General features: G+C 74.6%; 10 protein-coding genes. 1 reads left to right on the top strand and 9 read right to left on the bottom strand.

Annotated features, from left to right (window positions below; translation table 11 throughout):
* Positions 1-46: 46 nt before the first annotated feature.
* The 7 genes from ACFC1F_RS16140 to ACFC1F_RS16170 form a co-directional block, all read right to left on the bottom strand.
* Complete coding sequence (locus ACFC1F_RS16140) at positions 47-2,110, bottom strand: SpoIIE family protein phosphatase (protein WP_376158788.1); 2,064 nt, start codon at positions 2,108-2,110, stop codon at positions 47-49.
* Between the two features lie 271 nt (positions 2,111-2,381).
* On the bottom strand, positions 2,382-3,416 hold the full coding sequence (locus ACFC1F_RS16145) for a DUF1648 domain-containing protein (protein ID WP_376158790.1): 1,035 nt from the start codon (positions 3,414-3,416) through the stop codon (positions 2,382-2,384).
* Positions 3,413-3,760 (bottom strand): GntR family transcriptional regulator, encoded by a 348-nt coding sequence (locus ACFC1F_RS16150; RefSeq protein WP_376158792.1) that lies wholly within the window; start codon positions 3,758-3,760, stop codon positions 3,413-3,415. Before ACFC1F_RS16150 ends, ACFC1F_RS16145 begins: the two co-directional genes overlap by 4 nt.
* 264 nt (positions 3,761-4,024) lie before the next feature.
* The gene (locus ACFC1F_RS16155; protein WP_376158794.1) at positions 4,025-5,818 is read right to left on the bottom strand and encodes a beta-galactosidase family protein; all 1,794 of its coding nucleotides are present in this window, start codon (positions 5,816-5,818) and stop codon (positions 4,025-4,027) included.
* A gap of 453 nt (positions 5,819-6,271) precedes the next feature.
* Positions 6,272-7,603, bottom strand: coding sequence for an ABC transporter substrate-binding protein (locus tag ACFC1F_RS16160; RefSeq protein WP_376158796.1), 1,332 nt, complete (start codon positions 7,601-7,603; stop codon positions 6,272-6,274).
* A 628-nt stretch (positions 7,604-8,231) separates the two neighbouring features.
* Positions 8,232-9,200 carry a carbohydrate kinase gene (locus ACFC1F_RS16165; protein ID WP_376158798.1) on the bottom strand — a complete coding sequence of 323 codons (969 nt, stop codon included), beginning with the start codon at positions 9,198-9,200 and terminating at the stop codon, positions 8,232-8,234.
* A gap of 42 nt (positions 9,201-9,242) precedes the next feature.
* Positions 9,243-9,806, bottom strand: a complete 564-nt coding sequence (locus ACFC1F_RS16170) for a hypothetical protein (protein ID WP_376158800.1) — start codon at positions 9,804-9,806, stop codon at positions 9,243-9,245.
* A 136-nt stretch (positions 9,807-9,942) separates the two neighbouring features.
* Here ACFC1F_RS16170 and ACFC1F_RS16175 point away from each other — a divergent pair, with 136 nt between their 5' ends.
* Positions 9,943-11,361, top strand: coding sequence for an amidase (locus ACFC1F_RS16175; RefSeq protein WP_376158802.1), 1,419 nt, complete (start codon positions 9,943-9,945; stop codon positions 11,359-11,361).
* 138 nt (positions 11,362-11,499) lie between these two features.
* Here the strand turns inward: ACFC1F_RS16175 and ACFC1F_RS16180 are convergent, their stop codons facing one another.
* Positions 11,500-13,503, bottom strand: a complete 2,004-nt coding sequence (locus ACFC1F_RS16180; protein WP_376158804.1) for an FUSC family protein — start codon at positions 13,501-13,503, stop codon at positions 11,500-11,502.
* Positions 13,504-13,661: 158 nt separating this feature from the next.
* Positions 13,662-15,992 carry a collagenase gene (locus ACFC1F_RS16185; RefSeq protein ID WP_376158806.1) on the bottom strand — a complete coding sequence of 777 codons (2,331 nt, stop codon included), beginning with the start codon at positions 15,990-15,992 and terminating at the stop codon, positions 13,662-13,664.
* Between the last annotated feature and the right edge of the window lie 96 nt (positions 15,993-16,088).

Consider the following 16,088-nt stretch of genomic DNA (forward strand, 5'->3'; position numbering starts at 1 on the left):
GGCGCCGGGGCGGGGCTGCCGGGGCGGACGGGGTGGACGGGTGGCGTCAGGCGTCGGTGGGCTCGGGCGCGGTGGGCTCCGGGGCGGCGGCGCGGAAGGCGATGAGGGCGATGTCGTCGCGGGCGTCCGGGACCCCGGCGAGCAGCCGGTCGCAGAGGTCCGGCAGCGGCAGGCCGTGGGCCTGCCCGGCGGAGGCGGCCAGCCGGGCCAGGCCGGTGGCCAGGTTCTCGCCGGGGACCTCGACCAGCCCGTCCGTGTAGAGCAGCAGGGTGTCGCCCGGGCCGACGGGAGTGCGGTGGGTGTGCCGCGGCTCGGTGGGGGCCACGCAGAGCGGGACGTCGGCCTCCCCGGTGTCGAGGAAGCGCGGCGCGCCGTCGGCCGGGAGCAGCAGTGGCGGAGGGTGGCCGGCGTTGGACCAGGCCGCCAGCCAACCGCCGTCCGTCCCGGTGGCACGGGCGAGGTGCAGGTGGACGGCGGTGGCGAAGACGGCGACGCCGAGCCCGTCGGCGGCGGCGTCCAGCCCGGTGAGGGCGTCGGCCGGGGTGTGCAGGTGGGTGCGGTTGTAGGCGATGGAGCGCAGCATGCTGCGCAGCTGGCCCATGGTGGTGGCGGCGGTGAGGTCGTGGCCCGCCACGTCGCCGATGGTCAGGGCGAGGGAGCCGTCGGGCAGCACGAAGGCGTCGTACCAGTCGCCGCCGACCTCGGCGGCGCGGTTGCCCGGCTGGTAGCGGGCGGTGAGCTCGGCGCCCGGTACGGCGGGCGGGGCGGTGAGCAGCGCCCGCTGGAGGACGAGGGCGACGTCCCGGGTGCGCTGGAGCTCCAGGCTCTGGCGCAGCGGCAGCTGGGCGCGCTGGAGGACGTCCTGGAGCAGCTCGATGTCGGCGCGGCCGGGTGGCGGGGTGTCGTCGCAGCCGGCAGCCGCGGCGAGGGCGACGGTCACGCCGTCGAGGACGATCGGCAGCAGGGTGAGACTGGTGGCGCGGGCCCGGGCCAGCCAGCGCGACGACTCCTCGGGGACCAGCCCGGGCGGGACGTGGCCGGCCGGGAAGGTCAGCAGGGCGGGGGCCTGCTCGGCGACCGCCCGGCGGGCCCTGGGCCCGAGCAGGAAGCTCTGCTGGCGCAGTGGCGGCAGCGGGGGCAGCCCGGGCCGGGCGGTGGAGGCGATCCGGGTGCCGCGGATCTCCCCGGGCTGCGAGGAGTACTCCCGGCCGGAGAGCACGAACACCGTGCAGGCGTCGGTGAGGTCGGGCACCACCAGGCCGGCGACGGCCGCGAAGGCGTCCTCCGGGCGGGGGGCCTCGGTGACCGCGACGGCCCGGGCGAGCAGGCGCTCGCGCAGCCGGTTGCGCCAGCGGTCCTCGATGTCGGAGGTGGCGCCGATCCACTCCACCAGGCGCCCGTCCCGCACGATCGGCACGGCCCGCGAGGCGACGTGGCGGTACTCGCCGGAGACGGTGCGGACCCGGAAGCCGTGTTCGAACATACTCGGCTCGCCCCCCGCCGCGTCGAGCCAGCGTCGGGCCAGGCCCTCCCGGTCCTGGGGGTGGATGAGCTCGAACCAGCTCTCGTCCATGGTGTCCCGCCACGGGTACCCGGTCAGCTCCTCCCAGCCCGGGACCAGCTCGACCATGGTGCCGTCCGCGCGGGTGAGCCAGACCAGCTGGGAGACGGCCGACATCAGCGCCTCGTAGCGCTGCAGCGCGTGCAGGCGGTCAGTGGACAGCCGCTCGGCGCGCTGGGCGGAGTGCACCTCGGCGGTGGTGTCGATCGCGCTCACCAGGACACCGGGCCCGAAGCGGGAGGAGACCGGCGAGCAGCTGTAGACGAAGTGCCGGTGGCTCTCCGGGTCGTCCTCGGCGGTCTCGACGGTGCGCGGCGTGGTGACCTGGCGGGCCGTCCCGTCGGCGCGGACCAGGTCCAGGGTCTCGAAGAACCGGTCCACCCCCGGCTCGGTGAACACCTCCCGGATCGGCACCCCCATCGGGCGCGGGCCGAAGAGGGCCAGGAAGGCGTCGTTGCGGTAGACCAGGCGGTGTTCCGGCCCCGCGGTGAGGGCGATCGCCACGATGGCCCGGTCGAAGACCTCCGGAGTCAGCTGAGGCTCGGGCAACCCGTCTCGTCCCCTTCGGTGGTGCACGGCCGGGGCTCGCGCAGCGCGGCGGCCGGTCGGTGATCGACGGCTCCGACGGCGGGCGGGCGAGCAGCGTGATCGACAGCGGCCGTCCCCCGAACGCTACCGGCGCAGCGGCTGCCCGCGCGCCGCAGAGCCGCCCGGGCGGCCTGCGTGTCGCGACGGCGAGGCGCTCCGGGCGGCCGCGGCCGCGGGCGTTGGGCGCGGGCGTGGGCGCGGGCGTGGCGGGGGAGTGCGGGGCGGCTCCCGGTCAGCGGTCGGCGGGCCGGGCCGTCATGGAGTTGAGGAGTGCGGCGCCGCGCTCGGCATCGTCGACGCTGACGGCGAAGTCGGAGCCCTTGCGCGGGTGGACGACCAGGCAGTCGCCGCGGCGGAGCATCACCGTGGTGCCGAGGCCGCTGAGGCGGTAGCCCCAGCCGCCGACCTGGGCCGGGGTGCGCTGTTCGGAGCGGGCCGACTCGATGGCGTCCAGGTGCCAGCGGCGCACCGGCCAGCCGAAGGGGCCGAAGGCGACCTCCAGCCCCTTCGGCGTCACCAGGGCCTGGACGGTGGAGCAGGCGGACACCGCGACGCCGGTGATCGCGAGCGCGGGGGCGACCGCCCACAGCACGTCGGCCAGGCCGGCGGCCGCGGCGCCGACGCCGGCGGTGGCGGCCAGGCCGAACAGGGTGGCGGTGAGCTGGAGCCAGGGGTTGACGGTGCGGGAGAGCCAGGCGAAGCGCTCGCCGGCGGGGACGTCGAGCCGGGGGCCGCCGGTCGTTCCCTCGTTCGGTCCGCCGGCCGTTCCATCGGCCGTTCGATCGGTCGTTCCGCCGGTCCGGGCGGTTTCCGCGCTGGTGGCGCGACGACCGGCGAGGTGGCCGAGCAGACCGGCGGCCGCCGAAGCGGCCAGGACGACGACGACCTCGAATCCGACCGGGGCCGCGTCCGCCCAGGTGGTCCGGTCGAGGTTGGCGTGCACGATCGACGCCTGGGCGCCGGTGAGCAGGACACCTCCGGAGAGCAGCACCACGCCGGCCCAGGACCGTGCCGCGGCGCCGGTCCACCGGACGGTGAGGGCGAGGGCCAGTACCGTGACCGCCCAGAGTCCGGCCGGGAAGAGCGGCACCGCCCAGAACGGCATCGAGTCGTCCGGGTGGCCGTTCGAGCCCCAGTGGGTGGCCATCTCGTCCGGCAGCCGGCCGGCCGCCGCCAGCGGCATCGCGACCAGGGTCGCCAGGACCCCGGCCGTCCAGGCGGCCGCGCTCCACCACGCACCACGTATCCGGTTCCCCCCGCCGTTCACGGCAGCCTCCTGATCAGTTCCACGAGATCGGTCCTGCTGTAGCCCAGCCGTGCGGCCTCGGCGACCAGGGCGGCCGCCCTGGCGGACAGTTCGGCCCGCTGGTCGGCGCCGGCGGCCACCGTCACGCCGCGGCCGCGGCGGAACTCCAGGACCCCTTCGTCCCGGAGTGCGCGCAGGCCGCGCAGGACGGTGTTGGCGTTGACGCCCAGCGCCCGGGACAGCTCCCGCGCGGGCGGCAGTCGATCGCCGGGCGCGCACTCGCCCTCGGCGATGGCGCGGCGGATCGCACCCGCCACCTGCTCGTGCAGGGGGCGGCTGTCCGCGAGATCGAGCTTCAGCAGCATGATGCTAGCGACAGTAGCACCATCGTTTCCGGGTGTGCTGCCGGGCTCCGGGCGGTGTGCTGCCCGGCATCGGGTGTGTTGCCGGGCATCTCGGCGGCGTGCCGCGCGGCCGGAGCCGGTGGTGGCAGGCGTTCGTGGGGGGGTGTGTGACGTCATGGGTGCGGCCGGTTGCTCGCGGAGGGTTCCGCGGGCAACCGGCCGGGGTGGGGCCGTGCCGTCGTGTGTGCCGTGCCGTCGTGTGCCGCCCGGTGGCTCGGCGGCGGCTCAGTAATCGACGCTGGGGGCGGCGGCGGTGGGGCCGAGGTCGGGCTGGTCGCGGAGTTCCACCGCCTCGGCGTGGGTCTCCAGTTCGAGGAGGACCAGCTCGTTGGCGCCCGCGCGCCAGAGCGGGGCCGGGGCGTAGAGGGTGCGCTGCGGGCCCTGGTGGGAGTAGCGGCCGAGCAGGAAGCCGTTGAGCCAGAGCAGCCCGCGGCCCCAGCCGGGGAGGGCGACGAAGGCGTCGGCGGGTGCGTCGAGGACGGCCTCGAAGCGGTGGAAGACCGGGTCGCCGTCGCTCGCCCCGACGGTGTCCGAGAAGGCGAGACCGCCGAGGTCCGCCAGGGGCAGCGGCCGGATCTCCCAGTCGTACAGGCGCTGGTGGCCGTGCGAGACCCCGCGGCCGATGCCCTTGCGGTCGTTCTCCAGGAGCGGCCCGTAGTTCACCCGGCCGAGCGCCTCGACCAGGATGTCGAGCGTCGTGCCGGCCGGGCCGGTCTCCAGCGGCAGGGTTCCGTCGGGGGCGTTGCGGTCCAGGACGCCGAGCGGCACGCCGTCGGCGAACACATGGGCACGGTCGCCGATGCCGTCGATCCGCAGCGGCAGCGCGGCCCGCGGGCCGGGGACGCGGGTGCGGTAGTGGATCAGGCCGAGCGACTGGCCGACCTTCTCCATCGGCTCGGGAGCGGCCCGGTGCAGCGGGGCGGACAGGCCGTCGAGGGCGGCCAGCAGACGGGCGCGCCCGGTCGGGCGTTCGATCCGCTGCGGGGTGACGCGCGGCAGCGGTTCGGGGAGCTCCGTCTCGGGCAGCGGCGCGTACTTGCCGATGACGGCCCGGAACGCGTGGAACTTGGCGGTGAGTTCGCCCGCCTCGCCGATTGGCGCGTCGTAGTCGTAGCTGGTGACGGTGGGCTGGTGGCCGGCGTCCTCCGGCCGGGTGCCGGTGTGGTTCGCGCCGGCCCAGAAGCCGAAGTTGGTGCCGCCGTGCGCCATGTAGAGGTTGACGGAGGCACCGGTGGCGAGCAGGTCGTCGAGCGCGCGGGCGGACTCCCCGGCCTCCCGGACGTGGTGCGGTTCGCCGAGGTGGTCGAACCAGCCGATCCAGAACTCCATGGCGGTCAGCGGGCCCTTGGGCTGGTGACGCCGGAGCACCTCGAACCGCTCGGCGGGCCGGGAGCCGAAGGTGGCGGTGGCGAGGTGGCCGGGGATCGTGCCGCCCTGCTGCATGGTGTCCTCGGCGCCGTCGGCGGTGAACAGCAGGCAGTCGACGCCCCGGGCGATCAGGCCGTCGCGGAGGTGGGCCAGGTAGGCGGCGTCGTTGCCGTAACTGCCGTACTCGTTCTCGACCTGGACGGCCACCACCGGACCGCCCCGGCTCGCCAGCAGCGGCAGGATCTCGGGCACCACGGCGTCGAACCAGCCGTCGACCTCGGCCAGGTAGGCCGGGTCGGCGCAGCGCAGCCGCAGGCCGTCGGTGGCGAGCAGCCGGGCCGGGAAGCCGCCGAACTCCCACTCCGCACAGATGTACGGGCCGGGGCGCAGGATGACGTCGAGACCGTTGGCCCGGGCCAGTTCGGCGAACCGGCCGAGGTCCCGCCAGCCGGTGAAGTCGTACTCGCCGGAGGGGAGTTCGTGGAAGTTCCAGGGGACGTAGGTGTCGACGGTGTTGGCGCCCAGGGCGCGCAGCCGACGCAGGCGGTCGTCCCAGAGATCGGGGTGGATGCGGAAGTAGTGCACGGCGCCGGAGATGATCCGGTGCGGCGCGCCGCCGCGGCGGAATCCGGTGTCGTCGAAGTCGAGCATGAGGACCGGCTTTCGGTGGGAACTCGGGCTGCTGGGCAGGATAGGCGGGCGGGCCGGGCGGAAGGCCGGTCCGGCGGCCCGGGCGAGCCGGGCCCTCTGGGGTGAGCGGCCGGGACCTCCGGGGTGGGTGTGCGGGCCCTCGGGGGTTGGTACGCGGCGCGGTGGACACCGTCCCGGGCGTCCTCGCGGACTCCCTCGCGGTCGACGGGTGGGGTGGGTGAACGGCAGCCCCCGTGCATGGCGGGCGAGTTCGTCGGCAGGCGCGTCGTAGCCGGAGAGGGGTCGCGTTCGGGGCGGGCGAGGCGACTGCGCGCGGTGCCCACGGGGGTGGCGCCGTTGCGCGTCAGGGCGGGCCGGCGGCCGTCGGTCGGGTGGCAGGGCCCGGTGAGTGGTCGCCGCCGCGCGCCGGGCGGGCGGTGGCGTGGGCGGGTGCCGTGCGCGGGGTGCGGTGCGTCACTGCCGGGTCTTGAGGCCGCGGTTCTTGAGCTCGGCGAGCGTGGCCTGCTGGGCGGCGTCGAGGGCGCCCTGCACGCTGCCGCTCTGGGGGAGCCTGCCGAAGGAGTCCTTCAGGGAGGTGTTGGTGGCGCCCATGACCGGGCCCCACTGCCAGTTCGGCCTGATAGACCTGGCTGCGTCGGAGTACACCGCGTAGATGTCCTGGCCTCCGTAGAAGTCCGCCTTGAACGCCGCCTTGGCGACCGGCACCAGGGCGGGGGCCGCCGGGTAGGCGGAGGAGGTGCCGGAGGCGATCCGGGCCTTGATGCCCTCGGGGGTGGTGGTGGCCCAGGTGGCGAACTCGACGGCGGCCTTGGCCTTCTTACTGTCCTTGGAGACGGCGAAGGTGGTGCCGCCGACCATGCCGCTGGCCGCGTTGCCGTCCCAGGTCGGGACCGGCGCGACGGCCCACTTGCCGGAGGCGTCCGGCAGGGTGCTCTTCAGCACGCCGCCGCCCCAGGAGGCGCCGAGGTAGCCGGCGGTCTCGCCCTTCTGGAGGGAGGCCGTCCACTGCTGGCTGAACGACGGCTGGACCCGGACCAGGTCGTCCGCCATCAGCTGCTGCCAGTACTCGGCGACCTGCCTGGTCTTCCCGCCGTTGACGTCCACCGTCCAGGTGTCGCCGACGCCGGTGAACCAGTGCGCCTCGGCCTGCCAGGCCATCGCCTCGAAGGTGACCGGGTCGTCCGGGAAGAAGGTGGCGATCCGGGTGTCCGGCTGGGCCTGCTTCAGCTTCTGCGCGGTGGCGCGGAACTCCTGCCAGGTCTTCGGCGGGGTGAGGCCGGCCTTGTCGAAGAGGTCCTTGCGGTAGTAGAAGGCCTGCGGCGAGGCGTCCAGCGGCAGGGCCCAGGTCGAGCCGCCGAGGGTGGTCAGCTCGACGGCCTGGGGGAGGTACTTGGCCCTGAGGTCGCCGCCGACCAGCTTGCCGATGTTCTGCACGGCGCCCTGGCTGACGAGGTCCGGCAGTTGTGAGTACTCGACGTTGAACACGTCGGGCGCGTTCCCGGCCTTCACCGCGTTCGTGATCTTCGCGTAGCCGCCGGCGACGCCGGAGGGGATCTCCTCGAAGACGACCTTGATGTTCGGGTGCGAGGCGTTGAAGGCCTCGACGACCTCCTTCGTCCCCTTCGACCACGCCCAGAAGGTCAGGTTCACCGGTTGGCCGTTGGAGCCCGCGGCGTCCGGACCACTGTCGCCGCCGCTGCCGCAGGCCGCGAGGAGGGTGGCGCAGAGCGCGGCCGCGGTGGCGGCCCGGAGGGCTCTGTGGGGGGAGGACGAACGTGAGGGCATGCACGGCTCCTGGGGCGGGGGCGCGGTCCGGGACGGGGGCGTGGTGGCCCGCGGACCGCGAGGGTGGGGGCGAATGCACGCCATCTTGGGGCGGGCATTCGATCGGAGTCAAGGGAATGGGATCAAGTGATCCGATGTGATCGCCGATCAGGAGGGTTGGATGAGGCCGAAGGAGGCCTTTTACCCGCATATTTCGGGCCTCGGTGGGGTGGCTGGGCGCTGTCACGATCTGATCACATGGATCATTTGATCGACGAGGTTCCAGGGCGCGGGGCACCGGCCGCCGTTTCGCGGGTCGGTCGGCGGTGGCCGGGCGACGGCCAGTGCGGCGACTGTCAGTGGCGGTGACGTCCCGGCGGACGGTGAGCGCCGGGACGCCGATGCGGGCGGCGAGGTCGGTCGGTCGGACGGGCCCGTCGGGCTCGAGCAGGCCGTCGAGGATCAGCTCCCGACGCTCCTCGGCCGACATGGCCATGGTGTTCCCCCGGGCTGATCCGGACGGCGCCTCTGCCTGATCGGACTGTATCGTTCGATCAATGTCCGAGTGGAGTCCGACCTTGGTCGGATCAAGATCCGACCAAGGTCGAGGGCTCCGGGGCGCTCCCGTCCGTCCCCGCCGGGTACGGGGCTACCGGACGGCCGCCCCGGCGTTCCCCTGGAGGTCCGCCTGCCAGGGCGGGTTGGGCCCGGCGACAGCGCAGGTCAGGGCGGCCACGCGGGCGGCGAATCGGCAGGCGTCGCCGACCTCCTCCACCGTCAGTCCGTCGAGCCGGCCGCCGAGCCGGCCGAGTCCGCCGAGGTGGTGCAGCAGGCCGCCGGTGAAGGAGTCGCCGGCGCCGATGGTGTCGACCACGGTGGTCGCGGGTGCGGCGACGGTCAGCCGCTCGCCGTCCAGGGAGGCGAGGGCGCCCCGGCTGCCGAGGGTGATCACGACCAGCCGGACGCCCGCCAGGTGCCAGGTGTCGCAGGCGCGTTCGGGGGTGACGCCGGGCATCAGCAGGTCGAGGTCGTCGGCGCTCAGTCGCAGGACGTCGGCCAGCGCGCACCAGCGCGGGAGCCGGGCGCGGTAGACGGCCGGATCGACCAGCAGCGGGCGGACGTTGGGGTCGATCGAGACGGTCGCGTCGGCCCGGCCGCGGGCGAGCAGCTCCTCGATCCGCGGGCCGCCCGGCTCGCGGACCAGCGCGAGCGAGCCGGTGTGCAGGCAGTCGGCGCCGGCCAGTGGCAGGGCCGCGAGTTCGTCGGAGGTCCACGCCCAGTCGGCGGTGCCCTCGGCGTGGAAGGTGAAACTCGCCTGGCCCTGCGGGTCGAAGGAGGCGACGGCCAGCGTGCTCGGCTCGGCGGCGTCCACGCAGCCGCCGAGATCGGCACCGGAGGCGCTCAGGTGCTGCCGGAACAGGGTGCCGAACGGGTCGGCGGAGATCCGGCCGAGGAAGCGGGTGGGCGTGCCGAGACGGGCCAGGGTGACGGCGGTGTTGGCGGGGCCGCCGCCCGGCAGGACGCGCAGGGCGAGTTCGCCGGGCCGGTGCTCGGCGGAGGGTTCGGCGAACGCGTCGGCGACGCACTCGCCGATGACCGCGACCGGGCGCTGGGGCATGGTGACCACTTTCGGGAGACGGAGGGGAGGCGTCCGAAGGCCTCAGCCGCCGACCGGCGGGGAGGGCGGGGAGGGTTCGACCGGTGGCGGCAGCGGTGAGTAGCGGGCGCGCCTGGCGTTGAAGTGTGCCAGGTGGTAGGTGACGCCCTCGTGCTCCAGTTCCATGGGCGGCGGGTCGGTGACCGCGGTCGCGTACCGGAGGAACTCCTCGCCCGCCCACTGGACCTGGGCCGCCAGCCGGGGGACGGCCCGGTACCGCACGTACCGCTCCGCCTCCTCGGCGCTCCAGGACCCGCCGCCGAGGGCGCGGTGCAGCGCCGGGCTGTGGACGGCGCCGACCCGGAAGTTCTCCAGGAAGCGTTCCTGGACGACGATCGTGGTGTAACGGCGGCCGTTGCCCCGGTGCCGGCCGGCCACGGTCACATGGCCGTTCCACCACCGCGGCGGCGCGATCCAGAGCTTGGCCCCGGGTGCGAAGTGCCGTAGGCCGGCGCGGATCTCCAGCCCGCCCTCGCCGTGGTCGGTCTCCTGCGCGACGTTGGCCACCACGCAGAGGCCCAGTGCCTCGGACGCGGCCCGGTCCGTCTCGTTCGTCCTGTCGGTCACGGCGCCATCATGGCCGGTCGGGGCCGGCCGGCGGTAGCCGGTTTCCGGGAAGGGTGACGGGGTGTCCGGACGGACCGTCCGCGCCTAGACTGCGGAACTCGCGCGCATTACCGGCCGGTAGGGATGGGGAGTTCGCATGGCGGATGAGCGGGTCCACGCGTTCGGGGACGATGCGCTGGGGGAGCACGACGCGGTGGCGCTGGCGGCCCTGGTGCGGGCCGGTGCGGTGAGCCCGGCGGAGCTGGCGGCGGCCGCCGTGGCGCGGGCCGAGCGGGTCGACGCGGCGCTGGCGCCGGTCGCGTTCGCCGCGTACGGGCAGCCGCGGAGCGCGCCGGCCGGTGACCGGGGCGCGCTGTTCGGGGTGCCCAGCTACCTGAAGGACAACGTGGACCTGCGGGGGATGCCGACCGGGCAGGGGAGTTCGGCGTTCCGGGCCAAGCCGGCGCGGCGGACGGCCGGCTTCGCCGAGCAGTTCCTCGGCACCGGCCTGGCCGTGCTCGGCAAGACCCGGTTGCCGGAGTTCGGCCTCAACGCCTCCACCGAGTTCGCCGAGGCCCGGCCGGTGCGCAACCCGTGGCGGCCCTCGCACTCGCCCGGGGCGTCCTCGGGCGGGGCGGCGGCGCTGGTCGCGGCGGGCGTCGTCCCGATCGCGCACGCCAACGACGGCGGCGGTTCGATCCGCATCCCGGCGGCCTGCTGCGGGCTGGTCGGACTGAAGCCGACCCGGGGCCGCACCGTCCTCAACGACCAGGGCCGACGGCTGCCGATCGACCTGGTCACCGACGGCGTGGTCACCCGCTCGGTCCGCGACACCGCCGCCTTCTTCGCGGCGGCCGAGCGGCACCACCGCAACCCGTCGCTGCCGCCGATCGGACTGGTGGAGGGGCCCGGCGACCGGCCGCTGCGGATCGGGCTGGTGGTGGACTCCCCGGTGGCGGTCACCGACGCCCCGACCCGGCACGCGGTCGAGCGGACGGCGGGGCGGCTGGAGGCCATGGGCCACAAGGTGACGCCGGCGGTCCTGCCGTTCGGCGAGGAGTTCTCCCGGGACTTCACGGCCTACTGGGGGTACATCGCCTTCCTGATCGCCGCCACCGGCCGGCTCGTGCTGGACCCGGGCTTCCAGGCGCGGAAGCTGGACGGACTGACGTCGGGGCTGCGGCGCTCCTTCCACCGCGAGTTCCACCGGCTGCCGGGGGTGCTGCGCCGGCTGCGGCAGGCCGAGGCGGCGTACGCGGGCCTGTTCCGCGACCACGACGTGATCCTCTCGCCGGTGCTCGCGCACACCGCCCCGCCGATCGGCCACCTGAGCCCGAACGTCGCGTTCGAGGAGTTGCTGGACCGGCTGCACCGCTACGTGGCGTTCACGCCGGTGAACAACGTGACGGGCGCACCGGCGATCGCGCTGCCCGCCGAGGCCGCGGGCAACGGCCTGCCGATCGGCGTCCACCTGTCGGCGGCGTACGGCCAGGAGCGGCTGCTGCTGGAGCTGGCCTTCGCCCTGGAGGCGGACCGCCCCTGGCGGCGGATCCAGGACCAGGACACGGCCGTCTGACCAGCCGTCAGGCCGGGTGTCAGCCCGCCGGCCCGTTTCTCAGCCTGCCCGCCTGGCCCGCCCGCTCGCCGGCCCGTTTCTCAGCCTGCCCGCTTGGCCCGCCCGCTCGTCGGCCTGCTTCTCGGCGGGCGTGCGCGTTCAGCCCAGGGGGTCGGGGGCGGCGATCGCCAGGGCCGCCCGGACCTCTTGGTGCAGCGGGGCGAGCACACCGTCCGGCTGCTCCTCGGGGCCTTCCGGGCCGTCCGATCCGTCCGATCCGTCCGGGCCGGCCTGCGTCGGCGGGGCCGCAGGTTCCGCGCCCGCGTGCAGGGCGTCCGCCAGCTCGTTCAGCTCCCGGGTGATGGCCGCGACCTCGGCCGCGGGCGGCGCCGGGTCGCCGTGGTCGATCCGGACGCGGGTGGCGGTGGTGGCCTCCACGATCCGCTCGACCGCGATCACCAGCGGCCACCAGGCGGCCGCCAGCGCCCCGGTCGGCGGTGGTTCGGTGAGTGCCCGCTGGAACTCCGAGCGGACGGTGGACAGGTCGCGGTAGAGCCGGCGCCGGTTGCGCAGCCGTACGGCCTGGTCCCGCCCGGGCGCCGCGGCGAAGGCCAGCGTGACGTAGGAGGCGGTGTCCGCCACGGCGTCGGCGAGCCGGTCGCCGATCCGGGTGTGCCAGGACTCCGGCCAGAGCAGGTAGCCGGCGATCAGCGAGATCGCGCAGCCGAGCAGGGAGTCGAGGAGCCGGGGCAGCACCAGTTGGAAGCCCTGGTGGTTGATCTGGTCGGAGAGGATCAGGATGACCGGGGTGATGGCGGCGGTCTGGAACGCGTATCCCTTCGCCGAGAAGGCCGGGATCAGCATCGCGAGCAGGGCCGTCATCGGCACGTCCCACCACCCGCGCGGCACTTCGGCGAGGACCGGGATCGCGATCAGCAGCCCGGCCGCGGTGCCGAAGGCGCGCAGCACGGCGCGCGAGAAGACGGAGCCGAAGTCGGGCTTCATGACGAAGGTGACGGTCAGCGCCACCCAGTAGGAGCGGGGCACCGGCAGCGTCGAGACCAGCACCTGGGCGAGGCCGATGCAGAGCGCCAGCCGCAGGCCGTACCGCCAGGACGCCCCGGAGACCAGCGCCGCGCGTGCGGTGCGCCGGGCTCGGACCTGGAACGCGGCGGGGCGGCCGATGCGGTCGGCCGGGCCGAACGGGTCGGGGGCGGGTTCGGCGGCGACGGCGGCCGCGTACCGCAGCGCCTGGTCGATGGCGCGCTCGGAGGGGCCGGTGGGCGGCGGCAGGTCCAGCGCGGGCGCGTCGGGCCGGCCCTGTTCGACGGTGGCGGCCAGCTCCCGCACCGCCGCCGGGTACGCCTGCGGCAGCGGGCCGAGCGAGGGCGGGCGCAGCTTGGCCGCCGAGCCGGCCTCGACCACCGGGATCACCGAGTTGAGCTGGGCGATCAGCCGGGCGAGGCCGGGGGAGCGGCCGTGCCGACGGGTGCGGTGGGCGAGCAGCAGGTCGTAGGACTCGTTGAGGGAGTGGGTGACGGCCTGCCGCCGCTCGTCGTGCACGGGTGTGCCCGCGGCCTGGAGGAAGTCGGCGACGGTCCGGTACGTCGCGGCGACCGCCGTCCGTTCCGGCACGCCGCCGCGCAGCGGCCAGGCGAACAGGGTGAGCAGCAGCACCACCAGCCCGCCGAGGGCGAGCAGCAGCGGCGGCTTCCACCAGGGCGAGGGCATCGGCAGGCCGGCGCCGACCACGGCGTTGAGCAGGAGCAGCAGCCCCGAGGCGGAGGCGACGGCGCCGATCGACGAGATCATGCCGGAGACCAGCGCGGTCACGGTGAGCACGGCGACGGCCGTCCACCCCTGGCCGTACACCAGCGATCCGAGGGTGACGCCGAGGGCACCGAAGAGCTGGGGGACGGCGATGTTGAACAGCCGCATCCGGTAGGCGTCGGCGGTGTCGCCGATGACGGCGGAGAGCGCGCCCATCGACACGAGTGCGCCCTGGCCCGGGTTCCCGGCGGCCATCCCGACCGCGAGCGGCGCGGAGAGTGCGACGGCCGCCCGGGCGACGGCGGCCCACGGGATCGGCGCCGAGTGCGGCCGCAGGCCCGCGGTGAGCCAGCTGGGGGGTGCGAGCCGGCCGGCTCGTTCGCTCCGTGCCACAGGAACAACGTACGGCGCCGGGGCCGCCCGGGCTCGGCACCGGCGGGTGCCCGGGTGCTCGGGTGGCCTGGTGCCCGGGTGCGCCACGCGCCCCGGGGCGGGCACGGGAACGGGTCCCGTGTCCGCCCCGGGGCCGGTGCGGTGGTGCGGGTGCGCGGTTACCGGCGCAGCGGGCCCTCGCACGAGTACTCGGCGCTGCCGGCCCGGCCGGTGGGCCAGACGTCGACCTTGCCGAACCAGCAGTTCATGTCGGCGAGGTTGTTGGCGGCGGCGCCGCCGCGGGAGAGGAGGAAGTGGTCGATGGTGGCGGCCATGTCCTTGCGGACCTGTCCGGCGTCGGCGGAGTTGGTGAGGTTGGCGGTGATGCGCCCGGTGCAGCTGAACCGCATCTTGTTGTTCCAGTCGGCGTTGTCCTTGCAGACCGGGGTGTTCTGGGTGGCGGCGGCGAAGGCGTTCTGGACCTCGGAGGCCCAGGCGTACGTCAGGCTGCCGTTGGCGGTGTAGTGGGTGACGGGGACGTAGAGGGAGTCGGCGAGCGGGATCTCGGCATCGAGGTAGGCGGTGTACTCGCGCTGGAGGGCGGTGTCGCGGCCGAGGCGGTCGCGCCAGGCGTTGTAGCCGTCGAGGTCGTCGGCGCGCAGCAGCCGGTACATCTCGGCCAGCTGGTCGGGGTGCTTTTCGCCGAGCAGGTTGAAGAACGTCGCCGCGTACGGGTAGGCGGAGAAGCCCTCGCCCTCCCAGGTGGCGTGGAGGATGCGGTCGACGCTCAGGCGGGGGGTGCCGGCCTGGTCGTCCCAGCCGATCTGGCGGACCATGTACTTGCGGGCCTTGACCCCGTCCTTGCCGGTGGAGCCGGCGAAGTACTCCGCGGTGCCCTCGTTCATGGCGAAGGTGGCCGCACTGGGCCAGCGCTTGGTGTACCCGACCTCCGGGATCGCCCAGCGGGCGTTGAGGTAGTGCGTGTACTCGTGCCGGAAGAGCTCCTCCAGGCTGAAGTAGGACTCGGTGCTGGTCCGCTGGTAGGTGTAGAAGCTGGACTGCTCCTCCAGGAACATGCCGCCGTTGTTGACGTCGCCGATGCCGAACAGCGGGGACTGCAGCGCCTGGTAGTGGGACTTGGTGTCGTACAGCTGGACCGTCAGCACGGGGTGGTTGTCGCCGGCGAGCGGCTGGTCGGTGCCGAGGACGCGGAAGAACTGGGCCTTGACCTGCTTGGTGGCGTAGTAGAGCTGGTCGGCGGTGGCGCGGTCGAGGGCGGTGCGGACGATCAGCGAGCCGTTGTCGTAGGTGTACGTGTTGGGGAAGAACTCCTGCTTGAGGACCTCGCGGCAGACGTTGTACTGACCGCACAGGCCGAGGCTGTTGACCGGGCCGACGAGGTTGCCCCAGGGGCGGCTCAGCCGGCCGAAGACGCCGGTGGCCTGCTGGAGCGTGGGGCCGATGTCGGCGGTCAACTCGGCCTTGAGGGAGGCGATGCCGGCGAAGCGGCCGTACTCCAGCATCGCGTCGCCGGCGGCCCACTCGCTGTCGGTGCCCTTGAGGTGGGTGTAGCCGGCGTACGCGCGGAAGGCCTGGCGGTAGTCGGCGTCGGCGGCGACCGCGGCGCGGAAGAGGCCCTGCGGGTCCTCGCCGACGTTCTCGATGCCCTGGAAGTTGATCTGGAGGGCGCCCTGCACGGCCCAGTTCCAGCCGTGGTCGCCGACGACGGGGCTTCCCGGGGCGAACATCCGCAGGACCTGCTTGACCAGCGGGAGGCGCGCCACGCGCAGGCCCGGGGCGGTGCTGGTCTGGAGCAGCTCGCCCATCGTGTCGCCGTTGGTGCTGGTGGGGTCGAGGACGCGCGGGTTGGCGGTGTAGGCGCGGATGGCCCGGTCGATGGCCCCGACACTGGCCGCGTCGGAGATGTCGATCTCGGCGTGGCCGAAGTCGAAGAGGACGGCGACGTGCAGGAAGTACCAGAGTTCCTGCTGGTTGAGGTTGTTGGCGCCGTCGAAACGCGGGGCGAGCTCGGTGATCCGGTTGGCGACGGCCTGGACGTGCGCGGGCGTCATCACCTTGGCGGTTTGAACGTTCCAATTGACCAGCAGGGGGCGCAGGCACTTCTGGTACGTGTGGCTGCGGTCGGAGAGGAAGTCGGCGAGCGCGGCCGGGGAGAGGGAGGTGAACGCCTCCGGGGAGCAGGTGGTGGCCTGGCCGGCGACGTCCGCGAGGGCCGGGGCGGCGGGGTCGCCCGGCTGGCTGCCGGTGGTCGGCTGGAGCGCGGCGGCTCCGGGCCAGCCCTGGGGGCCGGCCGAGCCCGCCCCGCCGGGGGCGGCCCGGTGCGCCGCCTGGTCGGCCGGGGCCGGGGCGGCCTGGGCCGACGCGGCGCCCTGGGCCGCGGTGGGTGCCGAGGGGGCCGCGGCCTGGGCGCTCTGGATGAGCGGCACGGCGAGGGCGGCGGTGAGGGCTGCCGAGAGCAGGGCGTTGCGAACGGACGTGGTGGGGGGCACTGATGATCCTCCGGTGAAGGTGTGGGGGTTGCACGTGGTGCGGGCGTCTGCCGGGGGAGGAGGCGGCAGGCGTTTCCTCGCCGCTGTTGGGGTGCG

It is taken from the genome of Kitasatospora sp. NPDC056181 (assembly GCF_042266225.1).
In the GTDB taxonomy this organism is placed as follows: domain Bacteria; phylum Actinomycetota; class Actinomycetes; order Streptomycetales; family Streptomycetaceae; genus Kitasatospora.

What these genes read in the sequence shown, in the direction of transcription:
- ACFC1F_RS16175 (WP_376158802.1), top strand. Translation starts at nt 9,943, where the DNA reads ATGGCGGATGAGCGGGTCCACGCGTTCGGGGACGATGCGCTGGGGGAG.
- ACFC1F_RS16155 (WP_376158794.1), bottom strand. Translation starts at nt 5,818, where the DNA reads ATGCTCGACTTCGACGACACCGGATTCCGCCGCGGCGGCGCGCCGCAC.
- ACFC1F_RS16165 (WP_376158798.1), bottom strand. Translation starts at nt 9,200, where the DNA reads ATGCCCCAGCGCCCGGTCGCGGTCATCGGCGAGTGCGTCGCCGACGCG.
- ACFC1F_RS16150 (WP_376158792.1), bottom strand. Translation starts at nt 3,760, where the DNA reads ATGCTGCTGAAGCTCGATCTCGCGGACAGCCGCCCCCTGCACGAGCAG.
- ACFC1F_RS16160 (WP_376158796.1), bottom strand. Translation starts at nt 7,603, where the DNA reads ATGCCCTCACGTTCGTCCTCCCCCCACAGAGCCCTCCGGGCCGCCACC.